The sequence below is a fragment of the Salinibacterium sp. AL4.1 genome (assembly GCF_059767305.1).
In genome coordinates this window covers 869,639-896,095 of the sequence record NZ_JBSOQK010000001.1, presented here as the reverse complement: position 1 = coordinate 896,095, position 26,457 = coordinate 869,639, and the positions used below count along the sequence as shown (strand labels likewise).

At 58.9% G+C, this 26,457-nt stretch carries 22 protein-coding genes; 10 read left to right on the top strand and 12 right to left on the bottom strand.

Annotated features, from left to right (window positions below; translation table 11 throughout):
- Window positions 1-286: 286 nt before the first annotated feature.
- The 4 genes from ACWTV3_RS04370 to ACWTV3_RS04355 all read right to left on the bottom strand — a co-directional run bounded on the left by ACWTV3_RS04370 (window position 287) and on the right by ACWTV3_RS04355 (window position 5,705).
- Window positions 287-2,041, bottom strand: coding sequence for a polysaccharide pyruvyl transferase family protein (locus tag ACWTV3_RS04370; RefSeq protein WP_498477013.1), 1,755 nt, complete (start codon window positions 2,039-2,041; stop codon window positions 287-289).
- Between the two features lie 108 nt (window positions 2,042-2,149).
- The gene (locus ACWTV3_RS04365) at window positions 2,150-2,863 is read right to left on the bottom strand and encodes an IspD/TarI family cytidylyltransferase (protein WP_498477012.1); all 714 of its coding nucleotides are present in this window, start codon (window positions 2,861-2,863) and stop codon (window positions 2,150-2,152) included.
- Window positions 2,860-4,620 carry a CDP-glycerol glycerophosphotransferase family protein gene (locus ACWTV3_RS04360; RefSeq protein ID WP_498477011.1) on the bottom strand — a complete coding sequence of 587 codons (1,761 nt, stop codon included), beginning with the start codon at window positions 4,618-4,620 and terminating at the stop codon, window positions 2,860-2,862. The genes ACWTV3_RS04365 and ACWTV3_RS04360 overlap by 4 nt, the downstream gene beginning before the upstream one ends.
- A complete protein-coding gene (locus ACWTV3_RS04355; protein WP_498477010.1) occupies window positions 4,620-5,705 on the bottom strand; it encodes an NAD-dependent epimerase/dehydratase family protein in 1,086 nt (361 codons plus the stop codon). Before ACWTV3_RS04355 ends, ACWTV3_RS04360 begins: the two co-directional genes overlap by 1 nt.
- 329 nt (window positions 5,706-6,034) lie before the next feature.
- Here ACWTV3_RS04355 and ACWTV3_RS04350 point away from each other — a divergent pair, with 329 nt between their 5' ends.
- Complete coding sequence (locus ACWTV3_RS04350) at window positions 6,035-7,900, top strand: glycosyltransferase (protein ID WP_498477008.1); 1,866 nt, start codon at window positions 6,035-6,037, stop codon at window positions 7,898-7,900.
- A 47-nt stretch (window positions 7,901-7,947) separates the two neighbouring features.
- On the opposite strand, the gene ACWTV3_RS04345 is transcribed toward ACWTV3_RS04350, so the two are convergent.
- On the bottom strand, window positions 7,948-9,237 hold the full coding sequence (locus ACWTV3_RS04345) for a nucleotide sugar dehydrogenase (protein WP_498477007.1): 1,290 nt from the start codon (window positions 9,235-9,237) through the stop codon (window positions 7,948-7,950).
- A gap of 184 nt (window positions 9,238-9,421) precedes the next feature.
- On the opposite strand from ACWTV3_RS04345, the gene ACWTV3_RS04340 reads away from it, so the two are divergent.
- Genes ACWTV3_RS04340 through ACWTV3_RS04325 form a run of 4 tightly spaced genes read left to right on the top strand, consistent with a single transcriptional unit; the run spans window position 9,422 to window position 13,692 of the window.
- The gene (locus ACWTV3_RS04340; protein WP_498477006.1) at window positions 9,422-9,598 is read left to right on the top strand and encodes a hypothetical protein; all 177 of its coding nucleotides are present in this window, start codon (window positions 9,422-9,424) and stop codon (window positions 9,596-9,598) included.
- Window positions 9,599-9,605: 7 nt separating this feature from the next.
- Window positions 9,606-10,769, top strand: coding sequence for a glycosyltransferase family protein (locus ACWTV3_RS04335; RefSeq protein ID WP_498477005.1), 1,164 nt, complete (start codon window positions 9,606-9,608; stop codon window positions 10,767-10,769).
- Window positions 10,766-12,559: an ABC transporter ATP-binding protein gene (locus ACWTV3_RS04330; protein ID WP_498477004.1), complete on the top strand. Its 1,794-nt coding sequence runs from the start codon at window positions 10,766-10,768 to the stop codon at window positions 12,557-12,559. Before ACWTV3_RS04335 ends, ACWTV3_RS04330 begins: the two co-directional genes overlap by 4 nt.
- Complete coding sequence (locus ACWTV3_RS04325) at window positions 12,556-13,692, top strand: glycosyltransferase family protein (protein WP_498477003.1); 1,137 nt, start codon at window positions 12,556-12,558, stop codon at window positions 13,690-13,692. Before ACWTV3_RS04330 ends, ACWTV3_RS04325 begins: the two co-directional genes overlap by 4 nt.
- A gap of 39 nt (window positions 13,693-13,731) precedes the next feature.
- Here the strand turns inward: ACWTV3_RS04325 and ACWTV3_RS04320 are convergent, their stop codons facing one another.
- A complete protein-coding gene (locus ACWTV3_RS04320) occupies window positions 13,732-14,595 on the bottom strand; it encodes a glycosyltransferase family 2 protein (protein WP_498477002.1) in 864 nt (287 codons plus the stop codon).
- Window positions 14,592-15,752, bottom strand: coding sequence for a glycosyltransferase (locus ACWTV3_RS04315; protein ID WP_498477001.1), 1,161 nt, complete (start codon window positions 15,750-15,752; stop codon window positions 14,592-14,594). Before ACWTV3_RS04315 ends, ACWTV3_RS04320 begins: the two co-directional genes overlap by 4 nt.
- A 91-nt stretch (window positions 15,753-15,843) precedes the next feature.
- On the opposite strand from ACWTV3_RS04315, the gene ACWTV3_RS04310 reads away from it, so the two are divergent.
- From ACWTV3_RS04310 to ACWTV3_RS04300, 3 genes are read left to right on the top strand one after another with little or no spacing between them, the layout of a single operon-like run.
- Window positions 15,844-17,028 (top strand): glycosyltransferase family protein, encoded by a 1,185-nt coding sequence (locus tag ACWTV3_RS04310; RefSeq protein WP_498477000.1) that lies wholly within the window; start codon window positions 15,844-15,846, stop codon window positions 17,026-17,028.
- A 50-nt stretch (window positions 17,029-17,078) separates the two neighbouring features.
- Complete coding sequence (locus ACWTV3_RS04305; protein WP_498476999.1) at window positions 17,079-17,744, top strand: glycosyltransferase family 2 protein; 666 nt, start codon at window positions 17,079-17,081, stop codon at window positions 17,742-17,744.
- 6 nt (window positions 17,745-17,750) lie between these two features.
- On the top strand, window positions 17,751-18,131 hold the full coding sequence (locus ACWTV3_RS04300) for a DUF2304 domain-containing protein (RefSeq protein WP_498476998.1): 381 nt from the start codon (window positions 17,751-17,753) through the stop codon (window positions 18,129-18,131).
- A gap of 49 nt (window positions 18,132-18,180) precedes the next feature.
- Here ACWTV3_RS04300 and ACWTV3_RS04295 read toward each other — a convergent pair whose 3' ends face one another.
- From ACWTV3_RS04295 to ACWTV3_RS04285, 3 genes are read right to left on the bottom strand one after another with little or no spacing between them, the layout of a single operon-like run.
- Window positions 18,181-19,167 (bottom strand): Gfo/Idh/MocA family protein, encoded by a 987-nt coding sequence (locus ACWTV3_RS04295; RefSeq protein ID WP_498476997.1) that lies wholly within the window; start codon window positions 19,165-19,167, stop codon window positions 18,181-18,183.
- On the bottom strand, window positions 19,167-20,243 hold the full coding sequence (locus ACWTV3_RS04290; RefSeq protein ID WP_498476996.1) for a DegT/DnrJ/EryC1/StrS family aminotransferase: 1,077 nt from the start codon (window positions 20,241-20,243) through the stop codon (window positions 19,167-19,169). The genes ACWTV3_RS04295 and ACWTV3_RS04290 overlap by 1 nt, the downstream gene beginning before the upstream one ends.
- Window positions 20,240-20,851, bottom strand: a complete 612-nt coding sequence (locus tag ACWTV3_RS04285; protein WP_498476995.1) for an acyltransferase — start codon at window positions 20,849-20,851, stop codon at window positions 20,240-20,242. Before ACWTV3_RS04285 ends, ACWTV3_RS04290 begins: the two co-directional genes overlap by 4 nt.
- Before the next feature lie 328 nt (window positions 20,852-21,179).
- Between ACWTV3_RS04285 and ACWTV3_RS04280 the strand changes: the two genes are divergently transcribed.
- The gene (locus ACWTV3_RS04280; RefSeq protein WP_498476994.1) at window positions 21,180-22,865 is read left to right on the top strand and encodes a cell wall-binding repeat-containing protein; all 1,686 of its coding nucleotides are present in this window, start codon (window positions 21,180-21,182) and stop codon (window positions 22,863-22,865) included.
- 9 nt (window positions 22,866-22,874) lie between these two features.
- Window positions 22,875-23,843, top strand: a complete 969-nt coding sequence (gene galE / locus ACWTV3_RS04275; protein WP_498476993.1) for a UDP-glucose 4-epimerase GalE — start codon at window positions 22,875-22,877, stop codon at window positions 23,841-23,843.
- 3 nt (window positions 23,844-23,846) lie between these two features.
- Here the strand turns inward: galE and ACWTV3_RS04270 are convergent, their stop codons facing one another.
- On the bottom strand, window positions 23,847-25,145 hold the full coding sequence (locus ACWTV3_RS04270) for an O-antigen ligase family protein (protein WP_498476992.1): 1,299 nt from the start codon (window positions 25,143-25,145) through the stop codon (window positions 23,847-23,849).
- On the bottom strand, window positions 25,142-26,359 hold the full coding sequence (locus ACWTV3_RS04265) for an O-antigen ligase family protein (protein ID WP_498476991.1): 1,218 nt from the start codon (window positions 26,357-26,359) through the stop codon (window positions 25,142-25,144). The genes ACWTV3_RS04270 and ACWTV3_RS04265 overlap by 4 nt, the downstream gene beginning before the upstream one ends.
- Window positions 26,360-26,457: the final 98 nt, after the last annotated feature.

Below are 26,457 nucleotides of genomic sequence, written 5' to 3'. Positions count from 1 at the left end.
CGAGGATGCGTCTCCCTTTTCTATACGCACGTCGCAGTATCGACGGGGGCGAATCAATCGGCTTCGCGCTCTGTTGACTCAATCTCCGGCCTCTTTCCACTTCTTGGTCGCCGGATTCGGCAACGCCTTGAGACTATCAAAACCAAGGAGTCCCAGCGTTCTCTCGCAAACCTTGGGCGCGGTATCCGCAGGGGGAGTTCTGTCTCTGGTGCAGAGGCACGTTCGGCCCAGGCTGCTCGGGGTCTCGTCGGCGACGGTGCTGTACCGGTGCCGATCTGTCACACAATCAGCGTGATGCCGATGCCACCCGTTGTGCCTTCACGATTGCTCGCCGTGCAAGCGTCGCTGCCCGGCGAACGAGCTTGTTTCTGGTATCCAACTCACTGTCAAGCTTGCTCCAGCGTGCGGTCATCACTACGACCGCGATGCGGTTCACAGGGAGATGCGGAATCTTGGCATTGTCCGCGAGTACAGCTTTTCGCGCTTCCAACCCGGAGCCTTCCGCATCGCTAGCGACGATCGAACCATCGTTTAGATACCAGAACCAGCGGTTGTCCACACGGAAGCGCATCGTCCATCCATCAAAGGCGTAGCGTGACGAGCGGAAACGGTTGCTCTCCACGGCGGTCGAGCCGTCGTTCACGTAACGGGTGCCTTTACGTGTGTATTCGAGTGCTCCGTTGGCGAGGCGGTCGGTAGCTAGTCCGCGCTTAGCGGCCTGGCGGGGGAGTTTAATCAAGTTATTTGCGTATCGCCCGCTGTGGAAGCGGACGGGGTACTTGAGCCGATGGCGAGCCTCGTCATAGGAGGAGTGATCGATGACAGGGGTCGATGCAGCTTTTTTATTTGCGTCATCAAGCGCATTCAGAATGAAATCGCTGGAGTGCTTGCGCTTCTCGTCCAGGATCTTGTTGACAGCAATGTAGTCGATTTCTTGAGAAAACTTATTGACGTCGTCATCGGGTGAAAAGCGGCGATCGCTCAAATTGAAAGTTGCCAAGAAGTTGGGCACTTTCTGACCATTGCGGTTGCCAACGAAGAAGGTCTTCTCGTACAACACTGCGAAGCAGCAGCCGTGGAATGAGTTCGTGAATACAGCTTCAGCGTGCTCGATATAGCCGAGCCACTCGTCGATTCCAACGCTGTAGCGCGCAATGTGCTTTACATCGGGGTCAATTACCCTGCCCTCGTTGCTCGGCCGGTCCGACAGCTCTACGATCGTGAGGTCGTGCAGTTTGGCATATTCAACGGCCTTGTCGACTGTGTCTGTTGCACGTTCCATCACGTAGTAGAGAACTAAGTAGCGCTCTTCTGGAGGCTTCACAGAGACTTCCTGCCAGAACTTCTTGTCGTGCAACATCACGGGGTCGAGCACGAGGGGGGCGGAGAGGTCAGACTCCTGCTCGATGTACTCGCTGAAGTCCTGTTCACGTACGCTGATCGAGTCGATGTCGCGAAGGTAGCTAAAGAACTTCTTCTTGTGAGCCTTGTCGAAATCGGGTGATGCGCCTCTGCTGGCGGCGTAAGAGATCTTCGGCTTCCCCTCGAAAGCCTTGCTGCCCAAAAGGAAACCGCGGTCGAACCCAATACGAGGAAATGCTTGCCAAATGACGTCGGTGACGCAGATGTAGGCGTCGAAGCCCGGGTCTTCGATCTCAAGCAAATCGGAGTCGTAAACTTTCTCAGTGAATACAAGGTTCTTGGCGATGAAGTCTTCAAATTTGTCATACCGTTGCTCGCGCTCGGCGTAAATGCTGCGGTAGCTCTCTTCTAGCTCAGACCACTTCGCGATTGCCTTGTGCCTGGCTGCGGCCTCCTGGCGTGTTTTAGGCTTTCGCAAAAGCGCCTCGCGGTGTTTTTGCTCGGCGTAATCGGCGGGATGCCGGAGGTTGAAGTTGTTGAAGTAAGCAGGTTGGTAGTCGAGGATCGTAGAGTCGTGGCCATTCTCGGAAAGAAACTTCTGAAACGCGAATACGTGCGCGTTACACGCGAAGTTCAGATACTTTGCGTACCGATTAATTCCGATTATTCCGATTTTCAACTCTGTGATTCCCTAGCTTTTGTGTCGTGTCGCCTTGTCGAGTAGGTGCCAGCCTACGGTATTCGGCTCGAAAGGAGATCGGCAGTGCGCGGGTGCTGTGCAGGTTGGCTACCGTCCGATTTGGTCGCGCTCGAGGAGGTCAAACAAGGTGCGGCAGAGGTAGTAATCCTCCGCAGTTGTGATCTTGATATTCGAGCGTGGCCCGTTGACGCGGTAGAGCGTGTGTCCGTAGCGGCGCAGAAGGCTGGCGGTGTCAATGGAGTCGTTCTCGCCTTCGGCGAGGGCGCGGTCGTAGATCTCCATTGCGGCGTCCAGACGCAGACTCTGCGGGGCCTGGGCGAGGTAGAGGAAGTCCCGAGGGAGCACTTCTTCGATCGTTTCCCCTTCGGAAGAGATCACAGTCTCGTTCACCTTGGTGCAGGTGATCGCGGCGCCACGTTCACGCACGGTGCGAATGTTGTCGCTGATGAGCTCGGCGTTGATGAGGGGGCGCACACCGTCGTGGAGAAGTACGACGGCGTCGTCGGTGGCGTCGTTCGCGATGGCGCGCAATGCCTTGTGGCGTGACTCTTGGCCGGTCGGGCCGCCTTCGACAATCCAGTTCACTTTGGTGAGTCCGTGGCGGGAGACCAACTGTGCGAAGCGATCACGCCATTCGGGCAGGATCGACACGGCAATGCGATCGATCTCGGGATGGTCCTGGAAGTGCATGATCGTGTGCACGATCAGGGGTTTGCCGTGAATTTCGAGAAACTGTTTCGGGAGAGATGCTGATGTCATGCGCGAGCCGATACCGCCCGCAAAGATCACTGCAATATTCAAAGTTCTTCGTCCTTCTGCTGCGACTGAGATGTAAGTGTGGCTGAACTCAATGCATGGAGTTCGCTTGCCGGATCTGAGTTTTTGAATGGTGTGGTGCGTGGATCGTTCAGAATTAGCCAGTCGATTACGCGATCAGCTGCCCCAGTGTCGATTCTGTCAAAGTTCTGCTCTCGAAAGCGTGTGACCTTCGACTGCTCATAGTCATCCGAAGTGATCGCATCGATGAGAGCACCGAATGTCGTGCATACCCGGCCAGGGGCTGTCTCGTAATAGTCACGGTGGAATCCATGAACAGCCGAATAGTTGACCTCGTCGGGAGCGAAGAACAACATAGGGCGGTCGAGTAAGGAGAACTCATAAATTATTGATGAGTAATCCGTGATCAGTAGATCTGTTACATGTAGCAGGCTGAGTCCGTCTTTGAAACGAGTGAAGTCGAAGAAGCGATCCTTGTACTGCGCAGGAATGGGAACTTCACCCTTCACAAAGTGATGCATGCGGAATAGCACGACTGTATCGGGGCCACACGCCTTGTACAGTGCATCAAAATCGATGAGGTCGTAGTCGTAGAACGCACTATTAATACTCCGGCCACGGTAGGTGGGGGCGAAAAGAACAATCCGTTTGTTCCTCAACTCAGGGCGCTCGGCGTAGAAACTTTCCACAAACTTGCCAGTGCGCTCTTCGTCGAGGAAGCCGTCTACCCTGGGCAGACCAGTCGGGATGACGGCACTTTCCTCGATTCCGAATACTTCGGCGTACACCGGCACGAGGTGTCGCGACCCCGTGATTGCGAAGGTGTATTGGCGATGTGCATCCCACAGATTGGGGGATCCTGACATTCCAAAGCGGCTGTATCCCACAGACTTGAACCCGCTACCCGCATGCCAGAGCTGAATGATTCGCTTGCGCGGGTCGATCTTGAGCCCTCGCAACATAGCGAAGTAATCGTCGAGGAGCACGATCTCGCTGGTAGCGATCAGGTACAGGATGTGAATCGTCGTGGGCCAACGTGTGGTTTGGGGGAGACGGAACGATCTGCGGAAATCGAACTTCTTGTCCAGACCTTTCTCGACCATTCGGTCATGAACCCGGAGAAGGTTGCCCTCCATACCGCCTCGCTGATCGGATGCAAAAAGTACTCGTCCAGGCTTTTGTCCTACGAAACGAGTGAGGAAACTATAGATCCAGCGAGCGTAGTGGAACTTTGCGGTCTTGCCGAGAACACGTTCGCGCAACCGTTTGGGGGATAACGGGTGCGAAGTTCGCAGGGGCGTTCGTGAAAATTTGAAAACTCGCATGAGGAAATCGAGCCCGCTACCGCTGTCGGCAATGCCGTAGGAAACGGTGAGTGAAGAGCGATTCGCGTCAAAGAGGAACACCCGCGATGCGGCATCAAGTTCGCTCAGCCGTGCACCGTCGAACGAAGCGATGGGGCCGCGTTCGCCATCGAGAAGAGCGTAGACGCGCCAAGTTCCGTCAGGAATCGTGTCGCGTCCACCGAAAGCCGTGATGTTGAGGTGCAAGGCGTAGGCTCCGTTGCCAACTGAGACGGCAGGTACGGGTAACGTACGCAGGCTGTCGACGAGTTGGAACGTGATTACTGGCTCGGTGTGCGGCACTGCGGAATCACCGAGGGGAGAGAGTAGAACCTGAATTGTCATTTCGGCTCGCGCCCACTCCACGTTAGTGACCGCTAACACGTGGGTCGGATCCGGAACGGGAGCTTCATCAACTGCGTTTGCTGAGCCGAGCATTAACGTGCCGCCCTTTCTTCGTGCCAGGCGATGGTGCGATCCAGTCCAGCCGAGAGTCCCACGTGCGGAGTCCACCCTAGGGCGCGGAGTCGAGAATCATCGAGGCCCTGCCCCTGAATAGGGTTGTACTTCGAAATGTCGACTTGCTCGCTATATCGAACCTGTAATTCATGATGCGGGCGTGCAGCGGTGAAGGCATGCGCGAGGTCGCGGATGCTGATGAAGCCATCGCGATCGGAGATGTTGTAAGCAGTGTTTTCTCCCAGTAGGAGAGCGCTGAACATCCCCGCTACAGCATCCGCTAAGTAAGTGTAGGTGCGGCGAGCGCTGCCATCGCTGTTCAGCGTGATGTCCCGGTGAGCGATCACATCAGCGGCGAAGTCAGCCTGGACTCGCCCGTCATCCAAAGCCATACCAGGTCCGAAGATGTGTCCGAAGCGGGCAATGGTAATAGGAACCTTGTGCTGCGCGTGATAGCTCACTGCGATGGTTTCGGCTGCACGCTTGCCTTCTGTGTAGCAAGCCCGAGGGTTCAAAATATCGACGGCGCCGTAAGAGTCTTCCGAAACGAGATTGGCGTCGTCAGGCCGCTGTCCGTAGACCTCTGCCGAGGACATCAGCACAAAATGAGCGCCGTCTGAAGCCACACAGGCGTCCAGCAAGTTGAAGGCCCCTTGGACGTTTGCGCGAATCGTGTCAACGGGGCTATTCGAATGCAGCGCTGGGCGGGCTGGCGATGCACCGTGAACGATGAGATCGACCGGTTCGTCGAGAACGAATGCCGTTGCTACATCCTGTTCGATTAGAGCAAAGTCGGGACGGTCCACGACATCGCCGAGAATTGCACGAGCTTTGGCGCCGTTGCGAACCAAACCTCGAACGTTGATGCCAGCGTTCTGGGTATCGTTCAAAGCGAGCAATACGTAAACAACATAGGAGGGAATCATCCCGCTCGCACCAGAGACAAGAACTGTCTTGCCGAAGAGCGAATTCCAGGGCAGGGCGGAGGCGAGAATTTCATGAATATCGTGTGCGACAACTGAGTTTCCCACTTCGTTGATGCCGTAAGTCTTCTCAGAGTTCATCTCGCAATGTTACGTCAGCGCGCGCCTGCGTGAAGAATCCTAGGGTCTTACGGAGGAGCATCACAGGTTTCGAGTTACGGGGGTATTCGCCGAAGCAATCGGTGGTGGTTTTCGGGAGTTCGTAGCAAGCGTTCAGCGAGTCGCTTCTCGGGCTTCGTCTGACGATGTGCAAACTGCCAAATGGGCGAGGGGTCTTCGCCTGCGACGCGAACGTCGAGATATTCGCAGTTTTCGCACCGCTATGAACTCTGCGTTTGCCGGGTGCTTAAGCCAAGCATCAACCATTCGCGCATCGAACTCAGCCAAAAGAAGGCAAACTAGGGGGCACAATGATTCTTCCTTCAACTCTCGCTACGGTCATCCAACGTGCTGTCTTTCCCCAACAGAATGTCGAGGAGCTGCTGCCCCTTTATGTGGATGCTCCAGAGTCAAACTCGGTCGAGTTGGTCGGGCGCCACTCCGTGCGAGTGCGTGCAGGGCACACCGTATCTTTGGCGACTTATTTCAATGGTTTCCCGGCAGGGTATTGGCAACACTGGACCACCGTTCAATCAGTGACCGCTCGATTGTCTGCTTCTGGCAATGGCACCGTGAAGATGATGCGGTCGGACGATAGCGGTGAGGCGCGCGTGGTCGAGACACGCTCGCTTCGCGATGAGAGCAGCTACAGCTTCGAGTTGTCGCTTGCACCGTTCGTTAACGGAGGCTGGTACTGGATCGACATCGTCGCCGATAGTGACGTTCTTCTGTCAGATCTCGTATGGTCTGTGACCGACGCCCCCGTCACAGAAGGTAAAGTCTCACTCGGTATTACCACGTTCAACAAGCCCGACTACTGCGTCGAGACGCTCAAGTCACTGGCATCGAGCAGCGGTGTACTCCCAGCAATCGACAAGATCTTCATCGTGGATCAGGGCACCCAAAGAGTTGTGGAGCAGGCCGGCTACGATGACGTCGCCGCAGCGCTTGGGGAGCAATTGAAGGTAGTGCACCAGCCCAATTTGGGCGGTTCGGGTGGCTTCGCCCGAGGAATGATCGAGACTCTCGACCGCGAAGATTCCGCCTTCGTCATGTTGCTCGACGATGATGTCGAGCTCGAACCCGAAAGCATATTACGTGCCGTATGGTTTGCCCGCTACTGCGTGAGCCCCACGATCGTTGGCGGGCACATGCTCGATCTGGGCAAGCGCTCCGTGTTGCATGCGTTCGCCGAAGTGGTCGACCGAGGAACATTCATGTGGGGGCCGGCTGATCGTAACCACGAACGACACGATTTCGCCCAGAGTAGTCTTCGAGACACTCCGTGGCTGCACCAAAGGCAAGACGGCGATTTCAACGGATGGTGGATGTGCCTCATCCCTAGCCAGATCATTCGGGAAATCGGGCTTTCGCTGCCTGTCTTTATCAAGTGGGACGATGCTGAATATGGTCTCCGCGCACAGTCGGCAGGCTTCCCAACCGTTTCCTTGCCCGGCGCCGCACTGTGGCACGTGTCATGGGTCGATAAAGACGACACTATTGACTGGCAGGCTTACTTCCATGCTCGCAACCGTCTCATTGTTGCTCTCCTGCACTCGTCAGATTCCTCCGGGGCAGGCCTGCTCCGAGAGTATCGAAAACTTGATATCAAGCACTTGATCTCGTTTCAGTACTACCCGGCCACGTTGCGCAATCAAGCGTTCAAGGATGTGCTGGCCGGGCCAGAGAAGCTGCACGATCTCATGCCGACGGCACTGCAGAACTTGCGCACGCAGGCCGCTGACTTCGCCGAAATGCAGCACTACTCGGCTGATAAACGCCCGCGAAGCCGCGACGGAAAGCAGTCGTACCCTGCTAGCGCAGCGGCTCCGGTCGGAAACATCGGGCTCGCTCTGTTTACGGCAAAGGCCCTCGTGCGCCATTGGTTCCAAAAGACGCCCGAAGACCTCCACACACGACCCCACGTCGAACTGGGAAAGCGCGATGCAACGTGGTGGCGCATTCCGCTGCTCGATAGTGTGCTGGTCGATACTGCAGACGGCAGCGCGGCATCCTGGTACGTGCGAGATCGCGCTACCTTCCGGGCGCTACTCGTGGAGAGTTTCAAGCTCAATCGGCAGCTCTCGCGGGAGTGGAAATCGCTACGAAAGCAATACCGAGAACACGCTGCAAGCCTGACTTCGGTCGAAGCATGGTCCCGAACCGTCGGACGCTAGTACGGAAGCGTTGACGTGCGTGTGCGAGTCTGCACGGCGTGAGATGCCTACGCCGAACCGATAACGCGATAGATGGTGTTAGGCCACTGCGCGGCAGAACTGACCCGACGTCCATCAATGAACGTGCGGATGCCGGGCAGCTGTTCCTCGGTCAGAGCGCGGTACTCGGCATGGTCGGCCTGCACTACGACGGCGTCGACAGACTCGCCCCAGTGGAACGGCGCAAAGCCGAGAGCACCAAGTTCATCGTCGGTGTAGAGCGGGTCATGCACACTGACTATGGCGCCTCGAGCTTCGAGAGCGGCCACAGTGGGGAATACGCCCGAGAAGGCAGTCTCTTTCACTCCTCCACGGTATGCGGCTCCGAGCACAGCTACGCGCTGACCGGTGAGGTCTCCGTGGGCGCCCTCGAGCATCCCGACCGCATAGTCGGGCATACCCGCGTTTGCTTCACGAGCTGCCCGCACGACGGTGGCGTCAGGGTCATTCCAGAGGTAGAGACGAGGGTAAACCGGGATGCAATGGCCGCCGACAGCGATGCCCGGCTGGTGAATGTGGCTGAACGGCTGCGAGTTCGTCGCCTCGATTACCTGGTAAATGTCGATGCCGGTTTTGTCGGCGAAGCGAGCGAATTGATTGGCGAGCCCGATGTTGACGTCGCGGTAGGTGGTTTCGGCCAGCTTGGCCAACTCGGATGCTTCGGCAGAGCCGAGATCCCAGACACCGTTGGGGCGCGTGAGGTCGGGGCGCTCGTCGAAATCAAGAACGGCGTTGTAGAAGTCTGTGGCGCGAGCGGCGCCCTCGGCAGAGAGCCCGCCGATGAGCTTCGGGTATTTGCGTAGGTCTTCGAAAACGCGACCCGTCAGAACGCGTTCGGGCGAGAACACGAGGTGGAAGTCAGTGCCCTCCGTGAGGCCAGACACTTCTTCTAGCAGCGGCTTCCAGCGGGTGCGGGTGGTGCCGACGGGCAGCGTGGTCTCGTAGGAGACGAGGGTGCCGGGGGTGAGGTGCTCGCCGAGTGAGCGGGTCGCGACATCCATCCAGCCAAAGTCAGGGTTGGCGTCGTTGTCGACGAAGAGCGGAACGACAAGTACAACGGCATCGGCGCTGGGGATCGCGTCGGCATAGTCGGTGGTTGCGCGCAGCTTGCCAGCGGGCACAAGCTCGCTGAGGTGCTCTTGCAAGTGGGCTTCGCCGGGGAAGGGCTCGACGCCCTTGTTGATGAGATCGACGAACGCAGCGTTGATATCTACGCCGACGACTTCGTGGCCCTTTGAGGCGAATTGAACGGCCAAAGGGAGACCAATTTTGCCGAGAGCAACTACCGCAATTTTCACGAAACCGAGTCCTTAGAGTTGTGTGACGCAACGCTTACGCGCAGTCAAGTCTAAAGCGCAACGGTTGTGGATGCTGGCGTTTGGTTAGCGGCGCACAACACTGCCTGTCGGGCGTTCGGCAGGCGCGAAGCGGTACTCTTGGGGCGAGCGTAATTCAGCAAACACACTTCGTGAAAGGTCGTAGATGACCCTCGAGTTCATTCCTGCCTTCAAACCAGTTGAAAGCAACGAGATCATGACCCCTTCGTTGACCTTCGTGGCGTCGTCGGCGCTGGTTTCGCCCACACACGCTGTGCTCGCCGAGGGCGTCGTCGCGCGCATCATGCGCGCTAATCCAGCTATCGCGACCGCGGGCGCCTAAGTACCTCATGGTGAATGCGATCCGCGCTCTTCGAACACGCGCCACCCAGGCCATCACGATGCTGAAGCTGGCGCAACGCGGCGTCGGTAAGCCCGGAACGGCCCCCACTGGCAGTTCGGTAGATCGAGTGCTCATCGGGCCGGCGAACAGTGCTGGGCAGGGGTATCAGTGGGCACGTTCGTTTGAGCGGGCCAACCCCGATGTACGAGCGACGAGCATGCAGCTCATTGCCGATGATGCGTTCAAGTTTCCCGTTGACCTACCCGCACACGCTGGCTATGCAGCATTCTCGCGCTCGTGGCAGCGCGCCCAGTTCGAAGCATTAACGCACTATCGGGCTGTGCTTATCGAATCGAACCGCGGGGTGGCCGGACGCCTCTATGAATCTGCAGCGGGTCAAGCTCACGCGCTCGTCTCTCGTGGAGTACAAGTGGGTCTTATCTTCCATGGCTCCGACATCCGTGATCCCGATCGGCATCTCGCCGTCGAACCCGACTCCTACTTCAGAGTCAACCCTGAATTCACGGAGACGATGCGAGGGGTGACCGGTCGTAGCCAAGAGCTGATCGCCGAAACTGGAGCGCCAGTCTTTGTTTCGACGGTCGATCTGCTGAGCGATGTTCCTCACGCGACCTGGTTGCCGACGGTCGTTGACCCTGCACTCTGGACAGGGGGCCAGATTCCGCTCAGTCACGGCGGGGTGCCTCGCATCGTGCATGTGCCCTCGAAATCATTCATCAAAGGAACTGAACTCATCGACGAGACCATGCGCGAGATGCACGAGGAGGGACTCATCCGCTACCACAGCGTGAGCGCAGTTCCCCACGCCGAAATGCCCGAACTGTATCGTTCGGCGGACATTGTTCTCGATCAGTTCCGTGGCGGCCCTTACGGGGTTGCAGCCTGCGAGGCGATGGCTGCCGGCCGTATTGTTGTCTCGCGCGTGCCGCACCGCGATCGCGTTGCTGAGCGTACCGGCGAAGAACTTCCTATAATCGAGGCCTCTGCAGCCGCGCTGCGAGAGACGATTCTCCGCATAGTCGCAGAGCCCGCCGCGGCACTCGAGTGCGCGGCGGCCGGACCGGGGTTCGTCACCCGAATCCATAACGGAGACAAGAGCGGACGTGTGCTTGCCGCATGGCTCGATGAAGTCGAGGGAGGAGCGCGATGAGAAATGTGTGGCGCACGCTCAATGAGCTGTTCACGGTACTGCCGGCGGGCACGAAGCCGTATTACGTCTGGTATTCGGTCGCAACCAGTTTGCTCTCGATTCTGGACATCGTGGCGCTCACGCTCATTATGCTCGTCGTTACCCCGCTAGTGTCTGGCGGCGCCGTCGTGCTTCCCCTGCTCGGAGAGGTTCCTGACTCTGCGACCGTGTGGATCATCGCAATCATCTGTTTGCTCTTCATCCTCAAGGGCGGTTTCGCGGTCGTGCTGCATTGGTACGCGACGCGCCGCTTCGCTCGGTATGAGCTACAGGTCGGCGACGAACTATTCCAGGGCTACACGCGCGCGAGCTGGCTAAAGCGTTCGCAGTTAAGTACCGCCGAGGTGACGCGCATCGTCGACAGCTCGATGGCCAATACCAACCTTGGGTTTATCTTGCCGCTCGCGCAGGTTCCCGGTAACGCGCTCACTTTCGTCGCAGTGCTCGGGGTTCTGGTCTTCGCCCAGCCGCTGACTGCGCTCATCGCCTTCGTCTACCTCTCATTGATCGCCGTATTCATGCTGCTGGTTGTGACTCGACGGTCTCAGGCCGCGGGGCGCGATAACCGAGGTTACGCCTACAGGGTCGCGACGGTAATGACAGAGATGGTCGAAGCGCTCAAAGAGGTCGTACTCCGCGACAAGCTCGAAGAGGTCGGGCGGGTCGTATCGAAAAACCGCAAGGTTGCGACGCGCGCGCGGGCGAACATTTCGTTCCTCGGTATCGTGCCGAAGTACGTGTTCGAGTCCGCGCTGATCGGCGGGTTCCTCCTCGTGGGCGGCAGCGCCTACCTCGTTGGTGGGGGAGGGGCAGCTGGCATGGGACAGGCGGTAGTTGCAATCTCATTATTCGCCGCGACCGGTTTCCGTATGATCCCAGCCATGAACCAAGTGCAGGCGAGCTTCACTGCCGCATCGGCGAATGAAGTGTACGCCCGTGACGTGATCCGTGAACTCACTGATTTGCGCGGCGACAGCACCGCACAGGAACAGCGCGCAGACACCGCCCAACTGGCGGCGGCGCCGCAGATTCTCGCACTGGAGAACGTGTCTTTCAGGTATCCGGGTGCTGGTTCCGATGTGCTGAAAAACGTCTCCTTTACAGTGCCGTTCGGTTCGAGTCTCGCTGTCGTCGGCCCTTCAGGATCCGGCAAATCGACCCTCATCGACATTCTCCTCGGGCTAAGTGTGCCGACAAGCGGCACGATGCGCATTGACGACGAGCAACTGAGCGCTGTCATGCGACAGTGGCGTCAACGGGTTGGGTATGTGCCGCAGCGCGTCGCGCTCTTTGATGCGTCGATTGCTCAGAACGTGGCCCTTACTTGGGAAGACGACTATGACCCTGACCGAGTTGTCGCCGCACTTGCGCGGGCGCATCTCGAGGAACTGGCACGTCGTGGTGCCGGCATCGAGGAGCGAATCGGCGAACGCGGGTCGTCAATTTCTGGTGGGCAGCAGCAGCGGCTCGGCATCGCGCGGGCCCTGTACTCCGATCCGTTGGTCATCGTAATGGATGAGGCAACTAGTGCTCTCGACACGGCCACTGAGAACCGCGTGACTGAGTCAATGCGCGAGCTGCAGGGCGAGGTGACCTTCATTACTGTCGCGCATAGGCTCGCGACAATTCGTGAGTACGACCGTATTTGTTATCTCGATCAGGGTGAGATCTTGGGCAGCGGTACGTTCGAGGAAGTTGTCGAGCAGGTTCCCGAGTTCCGACTGCAGGCAGAGCTAGCTGGACTGCTGTGAGTTCAAGGCCGACGCTGCTCATCCTTTCGTTCACCGAGTTCGTGAACGACGCTCGCGTGAAGAAACAGGCGCTGATGTTCGCCGAGCACTACAACGTAGTCACCTGTGGGTATGGTGAAGCCGTCCGCGAGGATATTGAGCACATCAGGCTAGATCCTGCGGTGTCCGCCTTCTCGAAGTATCGTGAAGCCGTATTCGTACGGTTGAGGATGTTTGCGGCCGCGTTCGCGGGCGACGAGCGGTGCAAGAACGCGGTCGCGAAACTGCGGGGGCGTCGCTTTGATGCCGTGCTCGCCAACGAACTCGAGACTTTGCCTGTCGCGTACTCGCTGGTGGGGCCTTCGAAGGTTCTGCTCGATTTGCACGAGTACTATCCGGGGCTGCACGACGACATTCCAGTGTGGGTGAAAGTGCGTCAGCCCTACCAGGAGTGGATTCTTTCGCACCGGGCCGTTCACGCAGCATCGGCCACCACCGTCTCTGAGACGATCGCGAAACACTATCGGGACCGCTTCGGTATGGACTGCGGCGTCGTGCACAATGCTGCGCCGTACCGCGCCGATCTGGCACCAGCCCCGGTCGGTGACCCGATTCGTCTCGTGCACGCGGGAGTGACCGCGCGGAATCGACGGCCCGAGATAATGATGGAGGCCGTCGCTCGATCCTCCACAAACGTCACGCTTGATCTGTACCTCACTCAGCAGGAGACGCCGTTCGGCCGCGAGCTGAAGGCCCTCGCTCACCAGCTCGGCGAGCGTGTGACGCTGCACCCGCCAGTGCCACACGATGAACTCATCGATGTATTGCACCGCTATGACGCGGGCCTGCACGTGCTGCCCCCCACCAACACGAATATCAGGCTCGCATTGCCGAATAAGTTTTTCGATTCTGTGCAGGCGCGCCTCGGCATGGTGATCGGGCCGACTGTCGATATGGAGCGTCTGCTTAAGGAGTACGACCTCGGGGTCGCCGCCGCAGGCTTCGACGTTTCAGACATCGTGGCAGTGCTCGACGGGCTCGAGCCGGGCGAGGTCGCTCGCTGGAAATCCCATGCTCATGACGGAGCCAAGGAGCTGAGTTCGGAGGCACAGCAAACTGCGTGGCTCGATGCAGTGCGGGGCCTCGTGAAGTAGAGCCTGCACCGGCAGGTTCAGATCATCTTGGCTCAGCGCTCAGAGGTACCAACAGCGATAGCGGAACGACCCTTTGATGTGACCCCAGTTGTAACCGAAGGTTGAAGCAGCGGTAAGGCGCTTCTCGCTACCTGGCCGCGATGTGAGTGCTCGCAGCGCCGCTACGCCGAGCATGATTGGCGCGAGATAAGCGCTGCGGCGCGGCATGCCAGCTCCGCGGTGCTTAGCGTAAAGCTGTGCCTTGCCCATGCCGTATCCGGTTTGCTGTCGCCGAATGTCGGCGGGAGTCGCTCGTGCAAAGTACTTGAAGCGAGCGGCTTCGGTAAAGTCGACAGCGTATCCTGCTAGCTGCATGCGCCAGAAAAGGTCAGTATCCTCAGACGCCCCAGAGAACGCCTCGTCAAATCCATCCACGGTGTCGTAAGCTTCGCGAGCGAAACAAGCTTGGCCGCCCCCGAGTGAGATCATTCCTGGCCAGGTGGAGTCGGTAAGCGTGGAAATTTCGCGAATGACCGCCCCGGATTCCCGGCAGTGCACGATCACGCAGCCCGTGATTTTCGACCCCTTCTCGCCTGAGCGATAGAAGCCCTCGGCCCACCCCGGCTGCACCTCGTCGTCTGCACCGCACAACATGATGAAGTCGCCCCTGCTCGCCCGCACGCCGTCATTCTGCGCGAAGACCGCGCCCTGAGCGCGGTCTGCCAAAACTTCCCGCACCCGGTCGTCCACGGCCGCGAATTCCGCGATGATCTGTGAAGTTCGGTCGGTCGACATGTTGTTCGAAACAATGATCTCGTGCAGAAACTCTCGTGGCTGCGACGTGAGTGCGCGCAGCTGACGCGGGAGCGTGTCCTCCCCGTTGAAGCACGGAACCACCGCGGATAGTGTCAGCTGTGCGCTCATGCGGCTGCTCCATTCGCCACATCGATGATTGCGTCCGCGGCGCGCGCCGCAGCGGCCCGCATCGATACATGTTCGTCGGCCCAGATAGCGAGTCGCTCGCGCGACGCGGGAGGAACTGGTGCATCCGCGATCTCACGCATTGCCGAGGCGATGGCTGCTGGATCGTATGCAACCGGAACTCCGGCGTGCAGTTCTTTCTTGACTCGGGCCAAGAACTCGGCGGTCGGGCCTGGGCCCGCAAAGATCACCGGACACCCGCTCGCCAACGATGAGTATGTTTTGGTCGCGAACGCGAACTCGTATCCGCCGCCGGGCAGCAGCGTCGCAAGCGATGCGGTCGCAGTGCTGAGTTGCGCGTTGAGCTCGGAGGGCGGAACGGGATCGACGAACTCGACGGAGCTCCCGATGCCCAACTGATCGGCCCGCTCGCGGATTGCGTCGAGCTCGCTGCCGTGACCTACGAAGCGGAGTGTGAACCCGGGATGTGTGGTGAGGAACTCGGCGAATGCGTCGGCGAGCACGATGGCGCCGTGCCAGGCGGAGTAGCTGCCCGCATAGAGGAACAGGGGTTGCGATGATGCGGGCGTGTAGTGAAACTGCGCGGTATCTGCGCCGCGGCCCGTTGTCGTTATGGGGGTCGTGATTCCCCAGTCTAAAATGCGGGTTTTCACCTCATCGGAGACGGTGACGATTCGACTGGCGCCGCTGAGTGCCCCGCGTTCGAGCTTTTCGAGCGTGCGCAGCACGAGAGACGAACTTGTTGCGTGTGCAGCAGCGAACGACCAAAGATCGGCAGCGTCGTACACGTAGGGGATGCGGCGCAGCCAGCACGCCAGTCGCACCATCACTCCGGTCGTTGGAGGGGGCTCGACGAGTACTGCAGCTGGACGCTTAGCGAATAGCAGCCGAAAGAAGACCGGGATGTCGAAGCTCATGTACTGCAGATAGCCGCGCACGTAACCGGAGCGATCACGGAGAACGGGGAACGTACGAATGCGCTCTGCGCGCTCTGGCATCGCATATCCGCGTGGAGGCGCGGCGGTGAGCACGGTGACTTCGTGATCGCGTGAACTCAGCTCATCGGCGACAGTGCTGAGAAAGAATGACGCCGCCGAAGGCTCGGGGAGGTAAATCCGCGACACCACGACTAGATGCACCCGTACTCCTCATGCACAATCAGGTCGGCCGGCCTACCGATTCAGATGATTCTAGCCGGTGGGCCTGCCTTGTTCGCGCTAAACTCGCACCGTGACGAGCTCCGCGAAACAGATCCTTTGCATCTCGTTCAGCCCTATCGAGCGGGATGCTCGAGTGCTGCGCCAGATCAGTCTGCTCTCGGAACTCGGGGAAGTGACTACCGTAGGGTTCGGGAACACCCCGGTTGGCGCGACGCGGCACGCACGAGTGCCTGACGGTCTTACGACGCTGCCTCAGACCCCGTGGGGAGTGGCGAAGCTCGCCGCCCGCGCGCATAGGGCCGCCGAATGCTCGTCGCCTGCCGCGCAATGGGCGCTCGCGAATGAGGCTCTACTTGAAGCTCCCGCGGGCGGCTGGGACCTCGTCGTCGCGAACGACGCTCGGGTGCTCGATCTCGGGTTCCGGCTCGCGGGCACCGCACCAGTGTGGGCGGATTTGCACGAGTGGGCCCCCGAAGAGCGCACCCACATCACCTCGTGGCGGCTACTCGTTGCGCCGTTCATGGTGCACCTTTGCCAGAGGTACTTGCACCGGGCCACTCTTGTCACCACTGTTTCTCAAGGAATCGTCGAACTGTACCGCGAACGTTTCGGAGTGGAGGCGAAGCTCATGACGAACGCCGCCCCATATATGGAATTGCCAGTGCAGGAAAGCAGCGGAGACCGTATTCGGTGCGTGCACAGTGGTGCCGCGATCGGCGGTCGCGGGCTCGAATCAATGATCCTCGCATTTCGTAAACTCCCTGAGCGCTTCAGCCTCGATCTGTACCTCGTGTCGGCCGCCGATGGCGGGGCGCACCTCGCCCACCTTCGAGTTCTTGCTGAGGGCGTGGACCGCATTCGCTTCCACGATCCGGTACGCCCCGACGAACTTCCCGGCACGCTTTCGGCCTACGATCTCGGAATTTTTTGGATTCCGCCGACCCACACAAATGCCAGGCTCACGCTGCCGAACAAATTCTTCGACTACGTGCAGGCGCGCATCGGTATGGCAATCGGCCCCAGCGCGGAGATGGTGCGGGAACTCGAGGCTTATAACCTCGGCATCGTGAGCGAGTCGTTCGACGTGCACGACCTCGTAGCGTCGATGGAGTCACTCACTCTGGAACAAGTTAACAGCTATAAGCGCGCGGCGGCGGCGGCGGCCCTGCCGTTGAGCTTCGACGTGCAGGCAGCGTCGGTACGCGGTGCGTTGGATGACGTGCTCGCGGGGTCACCCCGCGAACACGGTGTTTAGTGTGGCCGGTCGTCGACTGCGCGCGACACAGATTGTGCGAAACTAGCTGCATGGCGCAAACGTGGGTTGTTGTTCCGATGTATAACGAAGCAAGCGTCATTGCGTCTGTGATCGAGGAACTGCGAAAGTCCCTTCCTCATGTGGTGTGTGTCGACGATTGCTCTACTGACGATTCAGTAGCTCAGGCTCGGTCGGCCGGTGCCATCGTGGTGCAGCATCCGATCAATCTTGGCCAGGGTGCGAGTTTGCAGACGGGTTTTGAGTTCGTTCGCTCAGTTCCGGAGATGACCGAGGTCGTTACCTTCGACGCCGACGGCCAGCATCAAGTTCAGGATGCGTTGGACATGGTTCAACGCTTGCGCGATGAGAAGCTCGACATCGTCATCGGGTCGCGTTTTCTCGACAAACGCACCGACATGAGCGGCCTCAAAAGGTTTGTCCTTCGGCTGGCTACGGGCTACACCCGGATGACCACAGGAATGGCGCTCACCGACGCGCACAATGGCCTGAGAGTCATTTCGCGCGACATGCTGTTCAAGGTCCGCTTGCGCCAGAACCGTATGGCTCATGCGTCAGAACTCATCGACCAGATCAGCCTGCACAAGGCGACATGGGCCGAGCATCCCACGCACATCGTTTACACCGAGTACTCCAAAAGCAAGGGTCAGTCGGTGCTCAACGCCATCAACATCCTCGTCGAAATAATCTTCAAGTAAGGCATCGTGACCATCATCTTCCAGATCCTTGCGATCATTGCCGTAATCGTCGTCGCGGTCGTCATGCTGCGGGGAGGAGGAGCGCGCAATCAAGCGATTCAACGCATCTTCATGCTGTTGTTTATTGTGGCGGCAGGATCATCCATCTTCGTTCCACAAGTATGGACATTCGCGGCTAGCTTGCTTGGCGTCGGTCGAGGAACAGACCTGCTGCTTTACATCACTGTGCTGGCATTTTTGGGCGTAGCTGCAACGACGTATCGCCGTTTCCGTCGTCTCGAAAATGACCTGACAGCAATGGCTCGGCAAGTCGCGTTGGCGCGCGCTGAAAACGAACAGAATCCTCCCGAGGTGCAGGGGAACTCAACGAGCGACAGCGACAAATAGCGGGCTACCGCTGTAACGAACTGCAGGGCAATCAGCCGCGGAGTAGCAGTTACAGGGCTGTTAGCCGGTGATCGAGGCCATCCGCGACAAACTTCTCGGCGGTTGCAACCACCGCAGCACCCTGCGCCAAGGTCACGATCTCACTGGTGTCGCCTGACAGGACTGCATCACGGAAGGCTTCGTGCTCGGCGCGCAGGGGTTCTTTCTTATCGAGCGCGAAACGGGTGACGTCTCCTTCGCTCACTCCGCGGAACTGAGAGATCTCGTCCCACTGGTGATGGCTCACGCCGTTCTCGAAGTAGGTGAGATCTGCCGTCAGCGTATCGGCGACAAGCGCGCCATGTTCGCCGGTGATGATCGTGGTTCGCTCTTTGAAAGGGGTGAGCCAGTTGACCGTGTGGCTGACGATGGTGCCTTTGCTGAGAGTACCCACCGCGAGGACCATGTCTTCGTGCTCTCGACCGCTGCGGAACGTGGTGCGTGCGTTGATCGACACGTACTCCTGCTGGGTAACCCACGCGGTCAGATCGATGTCATGAGTCGCGAGGTCCTTGATGACCCCGACGTCGGCAATTCGGCCGGGGAACGGTCCCTGGCGACGTGTTGTCACTTGATAGATATCGCCAAGCAATCCATCTTGAATACGTTGGCGTGCTGATTGAAGCGCAGGGTTGTAGCGTTCGATGTGTCCGACTCCGCCGACCAGCCCAGCCGAGGCGAAAAGATCACGCAGCTCAAATGCGGCTTCAGAAGTCGAGGCGACGGGCTTCTCGATCAACGCATGGATGCCGCGACTGGCGAGCGTTGTACCTATTTCGAGGTGGTAAAACGTGGGAGCGGCGACGACGCAGTAGTCGAATCCCATGTCAAGAAAAGTCTCGAGATCGCGAACCACAGGCTTGCCTTCGATGTGCGACGGCACGGCATCCGAGGGGTCGTAAACGCCCTTGAATTCGACGCCCTCAAGCTCGTTGAGAACACGGCTGTGATGGCGCCCCATGACGCCTAATCCGAGTACACCTGCACGAAGCGTCATTAACTGCCTGCCTTTGCTGCGTCGTTGACGGCATTCACGATGGTTTCGCGTTCCGCTTCAGTAAGGGACGGGTAGACGGGGAGAGAGAGCGCCTGAGTGGCTACCTCGGCAGTCACGGGCAGATCGAGGTCGAGCTCAAATGAGGGTAGGCGATGGATCGGTGTGGGGTAGTAGACCCCGGTGCCTACTCCGCGCTCGGCGAGAGCTGCCGCGAAAGCATCGCGATCTTGGTCAACAATTCGGATCGTGTACTGGTGATAGACGTGCACAGCGCCAGAAGCGACCGGGGGAGTCACGACTCCGTTGAGGTGTTCATCGAAGAAGGTGGCGTTTGCTTGGCGTTGTGCCGTCCAGCCGGCGAGCTTCGAGAGCTGCACCCGACCGATGGCGGCATGGATGTCAGTCATGCGGGTGTTGAAACCCACGACCTCGTTCTCGTAGCGGCGCTCCATCCCCTGATTGCGGAGTAAACGCGCGACGCGTGCGAGTTCGTCGGACGACGTCGTGATCATCCCGCCTTCGCCCGAAGTCATGTTCTTAGTCGGGTAGAAAGAAAACGAACCGGCGATTCCCCAGTTGCCGACAGGAACACCCGCAATGGACGCTGCGTGAGCTTGGGCGGCATCTTCGAAAATAAGCAAGTCGTGTTTGGCAGCAATGGCACTCAGCTCGACCATCAGTGCAGGGTGGCCGTAGAGGTGCACCGGCATGATCGCTTTACTGCGCGGAGTGATCGCGGCCTCAACCGCAGCGGGGTCGAGCGAGAAGTAATCTCGTTCGATGTCTACGAACACAGGGGTGGCGCCGGCGAGAGCAACCGCGTTAGCTGTAGCTGCGAAGCTGAACGAGGGCACGATGACCTCATCGCCAGCGCCGATTCCGGCGGCGACAAAAGCCATGTGTAGGGCAGACGTGCCTGAGTTGACCGCGATGCTGTGCGCGCCGCCAACGATCTGAGAAAACTCATGCTCGAATGCTGCGACTTCTGGACCCTGCGCGAGCATGCCAGAGCGCATCACTCGATCTACGGCGTCACGTTCGTCTTGGCCGATTTGGGGCCTAGCTGCGGGAATCACGAATCTTGCACCTCAATCAAAAGGTCGGTAGCGGTTTCTTGATAGCGCGCGCCGGTGACTGGGCATTCCCAGTGGCCTGGCGATGTTTGCGTGAGCGGATGCCCGGCAGTACCTACCCAGCCGATGCGGCGGGCGGGGCTCCCGACCACGAGAGCGAATTCTGGAACATCTTTCACGACGACCGAGCCAGCGCCGACAAGCGCCCAACGCCCGATCACGAGTGGCGCGATGCACGTACTGTTCGCCCCAATCGAGGCACCCTCGCGAATGTCGACGCCCACGGGCATCCAGTCGTCAGCGGACTTCACCGAACCATCGGCGTTGATGGCGCGAGGAAAGTGGTCGTTGGTGAGAACAACAGCCGGCCCGATGAAGACTCCGCGGCCGAGTTTGGCGGGTTCGTAGACCAGTGCGTAGTTCTGAATCTTACAATTGTCGGCGACTTCAACCCCGGCGCCGACGTAGGCTCCGCGACCGATGACGCAGTTCTCGCCGATGATCGCATTCTCTCGAACCTGGGCATAGTGCCAGACCCGTGCCGTCGCGGCGATCGAAGCGTTTACTGCAACGTCAGCGGTACCGTGTTGCAGGGGGTTTACTTCGTGCATTCACACTCCAAAGAATGAGGCGCTGGGGGACGCCCCAATCCTATTCGCTTGCTCCCTCCGCGCAGCACGTATGGTGCGTTTCGCACCGAGGTATCTCGTTGAGGAAGTAGCGTGTTCTCTAGTAGGTGGGCGCACCGCCGCCTGCTCGAATCATTCCTCCCCTAGTCCAAATATCTCCTGAAGACCATGCGACTCGCGCTTTGGCACTCAAACAGGGTCTTCACATTTCTCCCATTAGACATATCCTGTAACAACGCGTGTTTGCTTGGGGGATTGCAGAATGCACACTTTTTCATCGGTTCGAAGCGGAGTTTTTAGGGCCACCGCAATGATCGGGGCCATAGGCGTGCTCGCTACGGGCATCGTCGTTCAGGGGCCTGCGGTTTCGGCGTCTGCCTACAGCGGCAGTGAATTCGATCCCGGAAACATCATCAGCGACGACGAGTTCTACAATGGCTCGGCGATGTCCGAGAGCGAGATTCAGTCTTTCCTCAACGGAAAGTCGGGTGTGCTCAAGACCCTGCGCCAAGACGTCGAGACGCGAGCGAAAGAAGTCTCGCAGACCACCGGAAACTTGATCTGTAACGAGATTAAGGGCGGCAGCAATCTGCTGGCCTCGACGATCATCTACCGCGCACAAGTTGCCTGTGGCATCAGCGCCAAAGTGATCCTAGCGACTCTCCAAAAGGAACAAGGCCTGATCACGAACCCCAACCCGACGTCGTGGAATATCAATAATGCGCTTGGTTATGGTTGCCCTGACGACGGCGGATGCTCCGAAGCCTATGAGGGCTTCGGATACCAGGTCTACACGGGTACTCGTCAATTCAAAGCGTACAAGGCTGCGAACTTTGGCAAGCAACCAGGAACGTATAAGATCGCGTACCACCCGTATAACAGCAGCTGCGGCACGAAGACGGTGAAAATCTCTAACTACGCAACAGCAGCGCTCTACAACTACACGCCGTATGTGCCCAACGCTGCAGCGCTCGCCAATCTCGGTAGCGTTGGAGACAGTTGCTCTTCCTACGGGAACCGGAATTTTTGGGACTACTACTACTCGTGGTTCGGTAATCCCACAGACATCACGCCGGCCGTTGACGTCACGCGCGTGAGCGGGAGCGATCGTTACGTGGTGTCGGCTGCTCTCTCCAAGAAGTCGTACCCCGACGCGGGAATTGAGCGTGTATATGTAGCGACCGGAACGGACTTTCCGGATGCTCTGAGCGCAGCCGCGGCTGCGGCGGCGTTTAACGGCCCTCTCTTGATCGTGAACTCTTCGTATATTCCATCGAGCATCAGTACGGAACTAAAACGGCTGAAGCCGGAAGAAATCGTCGTGGTCGGCGGAACAGGTGCGATCTCGAAATCCGTCTACAACTCTCTGGCGGGCTTCACTTCCACCATTTCACGGATCTCAGGTAGTGATCGTTACGAGTCATCCCGGCTGATCGCAGAGTCCGCGTTCCCTGCTGGAACTACAACCTCCGCATACATTGCGACAGGCACAACGTTCGCAGATGCGCTGTCGGCGAGTTCTGCTGCTGCGGCTGCGGGCAGCCCAGTTATTCTCGTGAAAGGCAACGCGTCGACGTTAGACGCAGCAACGAAATCGCTCCTCGGCACACTAGGCATCACCAGCGTGACAATTGCGGGCGGAAACGCTGCCGTCAGTAGCGGAATCGAGTCCCAGTTGAAGTCGTTGCTTGGCTCTAAGAACGTGGTTCGCGTGGGAGGGAGCGACAGGTACGAGGTTTCCGCGGGTATAAATTCTGCGGCGTTCGAAAGTGCCGACACCGTCTACCTGGCCTCTGGCTATGACTTCCCTGATGCATTGTCTGGTGCGGCCGTTGCAGGCGCTCAGTCGGTGCCCCTGTACATCGTGCCACCAACCTGTATTCCGAAGGACATTCTTCAAGACATCAAGGATCTAGGTGTTCAAGACGTCGTACTTTTGGGGGGCACCGGCGCGCTCTCGAGCAAGGTGGCGAAGCTAACTAACTGCTCCTTCTAGACTGGCTTCATGCGAGTTCTTGTTACCGGCGGAGCCGGCTACATCGGTGCCCACACTGTTCGATTGCTAACGACGCGGGGTGACGACGTTGTCGTGCTCGACAATTTGGGCACGGGCAGAATTGATCGCATCGGAACAGTTCCGTTCGTAAATATTGACCTCTCATCGGCCACGGTTGAGGAACTCGAGACGGTGTTACGTGAGCACGCGATTGATGCCGTGATCCATTTTGCTGCGCACAAACAAGTCGGCGAGTCTGTCGTTAAGCCGGCAATGTACTACGCCAACAACGTGGGCTCGGTGGCCAAACTTGTTATGGCAATGGAGAACGTTGGGGTTAATAAACTTGTCTTTTCGTCCTCAGCCGCAGTGTACGGAAACGCTTCGGGCCCGATCGCGGAGAGCGCCTCGACCGCCCCTCTTAGCCCTTACGGTGCCACCAAGCTCATTGGTGAGCAGATCATCACCGCAGCATCGCAAGCCTGGGATCTCAGTGCGGCAAGCCTTCGATACTTCAACGTTGGTGGAGCCGGATACCCCGACCTCGCCGACACGGCAGCGCTGAACTTGATCCCGATTTGTCTCGATCACATCGCTGTCAATGAGCCGCCCGTGATCTTCGGTGACGACTACGAGACCGAGGACGGCACGTGCGTGCGCGACTACGTGCATGTTGTTGATGTCGCTGAAGCGCATTTAGCCGTTCTCGATTCCCTTCCCGAGCAGCCGGGAAATGTCATCCTCAATGTCGGAAGCGGAATCGGCACAAGCGTTCGGACGATGATTGACGCGGTGATAGCGGTTTCAGGTTCGCCACTTTCGGCTGACGTAAAGCCGCGTCGTGCGGGTGATCCCGCAGCCATCGTGGGCGATGTCAGCGCAATTAGGGCATTTGCCGGTTGGTCGGCGCGTTTCGACGTCGATGAGATCGTGAGTTCAGCGTGGGATGCCAGACAGGCTCCAGAAGTGAAGAAATAGCTACTAAATCGCGGGCGAGGTGCTGGAATCCAGCGCACGCCTCCAACTGAGTTCCCGCGATGCTTTCACGCAACACACCACGAACGTAAGCCATCCGAAATCGGTGAGAATCGAGCTCTCTGCGAGCGCACCCAAGGCAAGGCTGAGTAGTACGAGCGCTGGCCAGGCGAATACGATGCTTCGGCGTCGTGACGCGAGTAGCCACGATCGAGTGAAGGCAAGGCCGAGGAGGCCGATAAAGATGAGGAAGCCGACAACTCCGAGTTGGAACCACACATCCAGATAAGCGTTATGGGCTGAGTCGGGAAGGCGCTCACCGAAGGCGCCGAATCCCAGATAGGGCACGACCTCGGGGTTCCATGGTCCGATCCAACCCCACCCTTCGAGTCGGTGGGTTTGGCCGAGGGTCCAGAGCTGGCGCCAAACTTCGAGCCGATAAGCCAATTCAGCGCTCGCATCGAACCACCCAACGATCGTCGAGCGTGATGCCCAACTGACGATCAGGATGGCGGTGGTCAGAGTCATCAAAAAGACTTGCCAGTAGCGTCGTCGCCCAGAAGGCACCCGGCGCAGGGCGACGAGCGCGGCGGTGGCGGCAGCGAGCACTGAGCCGGCTCCTAGGGCAAGCGGTGATTGCGACAGCAGCAATACCAGCGCGGCAGAGATCATCGACCCTAGAGCCAGATTGCGCTCGACAGATCTGGTGGCAAACTCGATTGCGAACGTGATGAGGGCGATGAGCGCAATCATTCCCAGATGGTTGCGGGTGCCAAAGATTCCCTGAATTGGTTCGCCCGTTCCTAAGTTTCCTTGAATTGACAGCGCATCGAGTGAAGTGTCGAAGATGAGCCCGGTAAGGATTTCGAAGACGATTGATACGACGAGTGAAGCCCGAAACACGTCGCCGAACGCGCGCACAATCTGGATGGTGTCGCGCACCAAGGCAATGTACATTCCGAGAAGTGTGAGCAGCAACAAGTAGAGTGCGCTCGCGACAGTCTCGGCGCGGTATTGCGACCACGCCGCGGAAAGCCAGACCCACACGGTGAAGACTATGAGCGAGAGCGGAACGAGTGCACGCCAGCTAATGTCTTTCCACTGTGCCCACGCTGACAATGACACCAGCAGGAGGAGAGTTATTAATACTGCGAGAAGTCCGGGCGTGCCCAGCACCGTGCGCAGGAAGAATGCAGAGACGGCGGTGCCGATAGTTGCCGTAGTGAGGGCCGCAGACGAGCGTGGCGACGAGAGTAGAGCCGCACTAGTTTCGACGACTTTGCTGAGCGAAGTGCGCGAAATCACAGGGGGTTTCCTGACCAATCGGGGCGTTTCGCTTTGACGGCGATGATGACGAGAAGGTACAAGCCGTACTCGCCTAATAGTCGACTTTCAGGCAGAGATTGCACCAATAAGGCGATCATGACGAGAACCGGAGCGAGCGACCCCGCCGTGAAGGCGAGTTGTTGCCCAGGTAATTGCTGTGGTCGGTCCACAGCAAACGACCACGTGCGCACCACGGTGGTGAGCACGAGTGCCGCGAAAACAAGAACGCCAACGATTCCGAGCTGCAGCCAAATGTCGAGCCAAGCATCATGCGCCTGAACCTGTACAACACCGTTTCGCTGAGCGAGCCCGGAGAACGGCTCGGCCCAAGGCATCCAGACGCTCACCCAACCCCATCCGAAAGCAGGTCGTTGTTGGGCCAGCGCAACGACACTGTTCCAGATTTCGGTGCGACCAGTGAGGTCTTCGCTTTTGTTGAGCACGGTAAAGAAGACATCGCGGAACAAGATCATTAAAAGAGTGACGGCAGTGATGAGTGCGAAAAAGGTGATCTGGCCGAGCGCTCGCAGTCGCGGCGTGGGCAGTGCGCGGATGAATAGAATCGCCGCCGCCGTGATGGTGACGGCCGCGAGTGCCACGGTAACGGTGGCGGAGCGCGCCAAGAACAGAGTGAGCCCCGCGAGGGTCAGCCACACGAGCGACGATCCCCGAGTGACAGTGCCCCGAGCCCACTGGATAGCGAACGCAATCAGCGCGAGGAGCGCAAGAAAGCCCAGGTGATTGGCGTTGCCGACGATTCCCTGAATGCGTCCGCCGTCGAGCGTGTCGAACAATACGTTGCGCGACCACTGAAGCATGAGCGGAACGGGCCCGCCCGGATCAACCGTGAGCTCGGGCTGCGGTGCGAGAGGAACGACAGGGCCTCGGATCGCTGTGGCGACGAACAACTCGAACGCCACGGATGCCACCAGCAGAACTCGAAGCGCTCGAGCGGTGGCGTCGAGCACTTCCTGCCACGAGAAGCTCGTGGCAACGGCGAGCGCTCCCAATACGGTGAGCCAGGTGTTAAGCAGTCCGAGGGCGGTGGCTGCAGGATAAAACGACCACGTTAACGACAGTGTTGCTAACCCCATGAAAACGACGAGGGGGTAGGGCAGCCCGCCGATACTCCAGCGATCGCGGTTAGCGATGAGGATATAAACGGACACTCCGGCAAGCGCAATCGCGAGCACGGCGAACCCTATCCAACCGATCGAGTAGCGCCAAGCGTCTCCGCCTAAAATGACTAGTAGCGAAACGCTAAGAAACCACGCTCGCGCCCGGGGGCTCG

Bases quoted from the DNA above. Each gene is read 5' to 3' on its own strand.
- ACWTV3_RS04305 (WP_498476999.1), top strand. From the start codon at position 17,079: ATGGCGCAAACGTGGGTTGTTGTTCCGATGTATAACGAAGCAAGCGTC.
- ACWTV3_RS04355 (WP_498477010.1), bottom strand. From the start codon at position 5,705: ATGAACTCTGAGAAGACTTACGGCATCAACGAAGTGGGAAACTCAGTT.
- ACWTV3_RS04350 (WP_498477008.1), top strand. From the start codon at position 6,035: ATGATTCTTCCTTCAACTCTCGCTACGGTCATCCAACGTGCTGTCTTT.
- ACWTV3_RS04280 (WP_498476994.1), top strand. From the start codon at position 21,180: ATGATCGGGGCCATAGGCGTGCTCGCTACGGGCATCGTCGTTCAGGGG.
- ACWTV3_RS04340 (WP_498477006.1), top strand. From the start codon at position 9,422: ATGACCCTCGAGTTCATTCCTGCCTTCAAACCAGTTGAAAGCAACGAG.
- ACWTV3_RS04295 (WP_498476997.1), bottom strand. From the start codon at position 19,167: ATGACGCTTCGTGCAGGTGTACTCGGATTAGGCGTCATGGGGCGCCAT.
- ACWTV3_RS04320 (WP_498477002.1), bottom strand. From the start codon at position 14,595: ATGAGCGCACAGCTGACACTATCCGCGGTGGTTCCGTGCTTCAACGGG.
- ACWTV3_RS04335 (WP_498477005.1), top strand. From the start codon at position 9,606: ATGGTGAATGCGATCCGCGCTCTTCGAACACGCGCCACCCAGGCCATC.
- ACWTV3_RS04285 (WP_498476995.1), bottom strand. From the start codon at position 20,851: ATGCACGAAGTAAACCCCCTGCAACACGGTACCGCTGACGTTGCAGTA.
- galE (WP_498476993.1), top strand. From the start codon at position 22,875: ATGCGAGTTCTTGTTACCGGCGGAGCCGGCTACATCGGTGCCCACACT.
- ACWTV3_RS04360 (WP_498477011.1), bottom strand. From the start codon at position 4,620: ATGCTCGGCTCAGCAAACGCAGTTGATGAAGCTCCCGTTCCGGATCCG.
- ACWTV3_RS04330 (WP_498477004.1), top strand. From the start codon at position 10,766: ATGAGAAATGTGTGGCGCACGCTCAATGAGCTGTTCACGGTACTGCCG.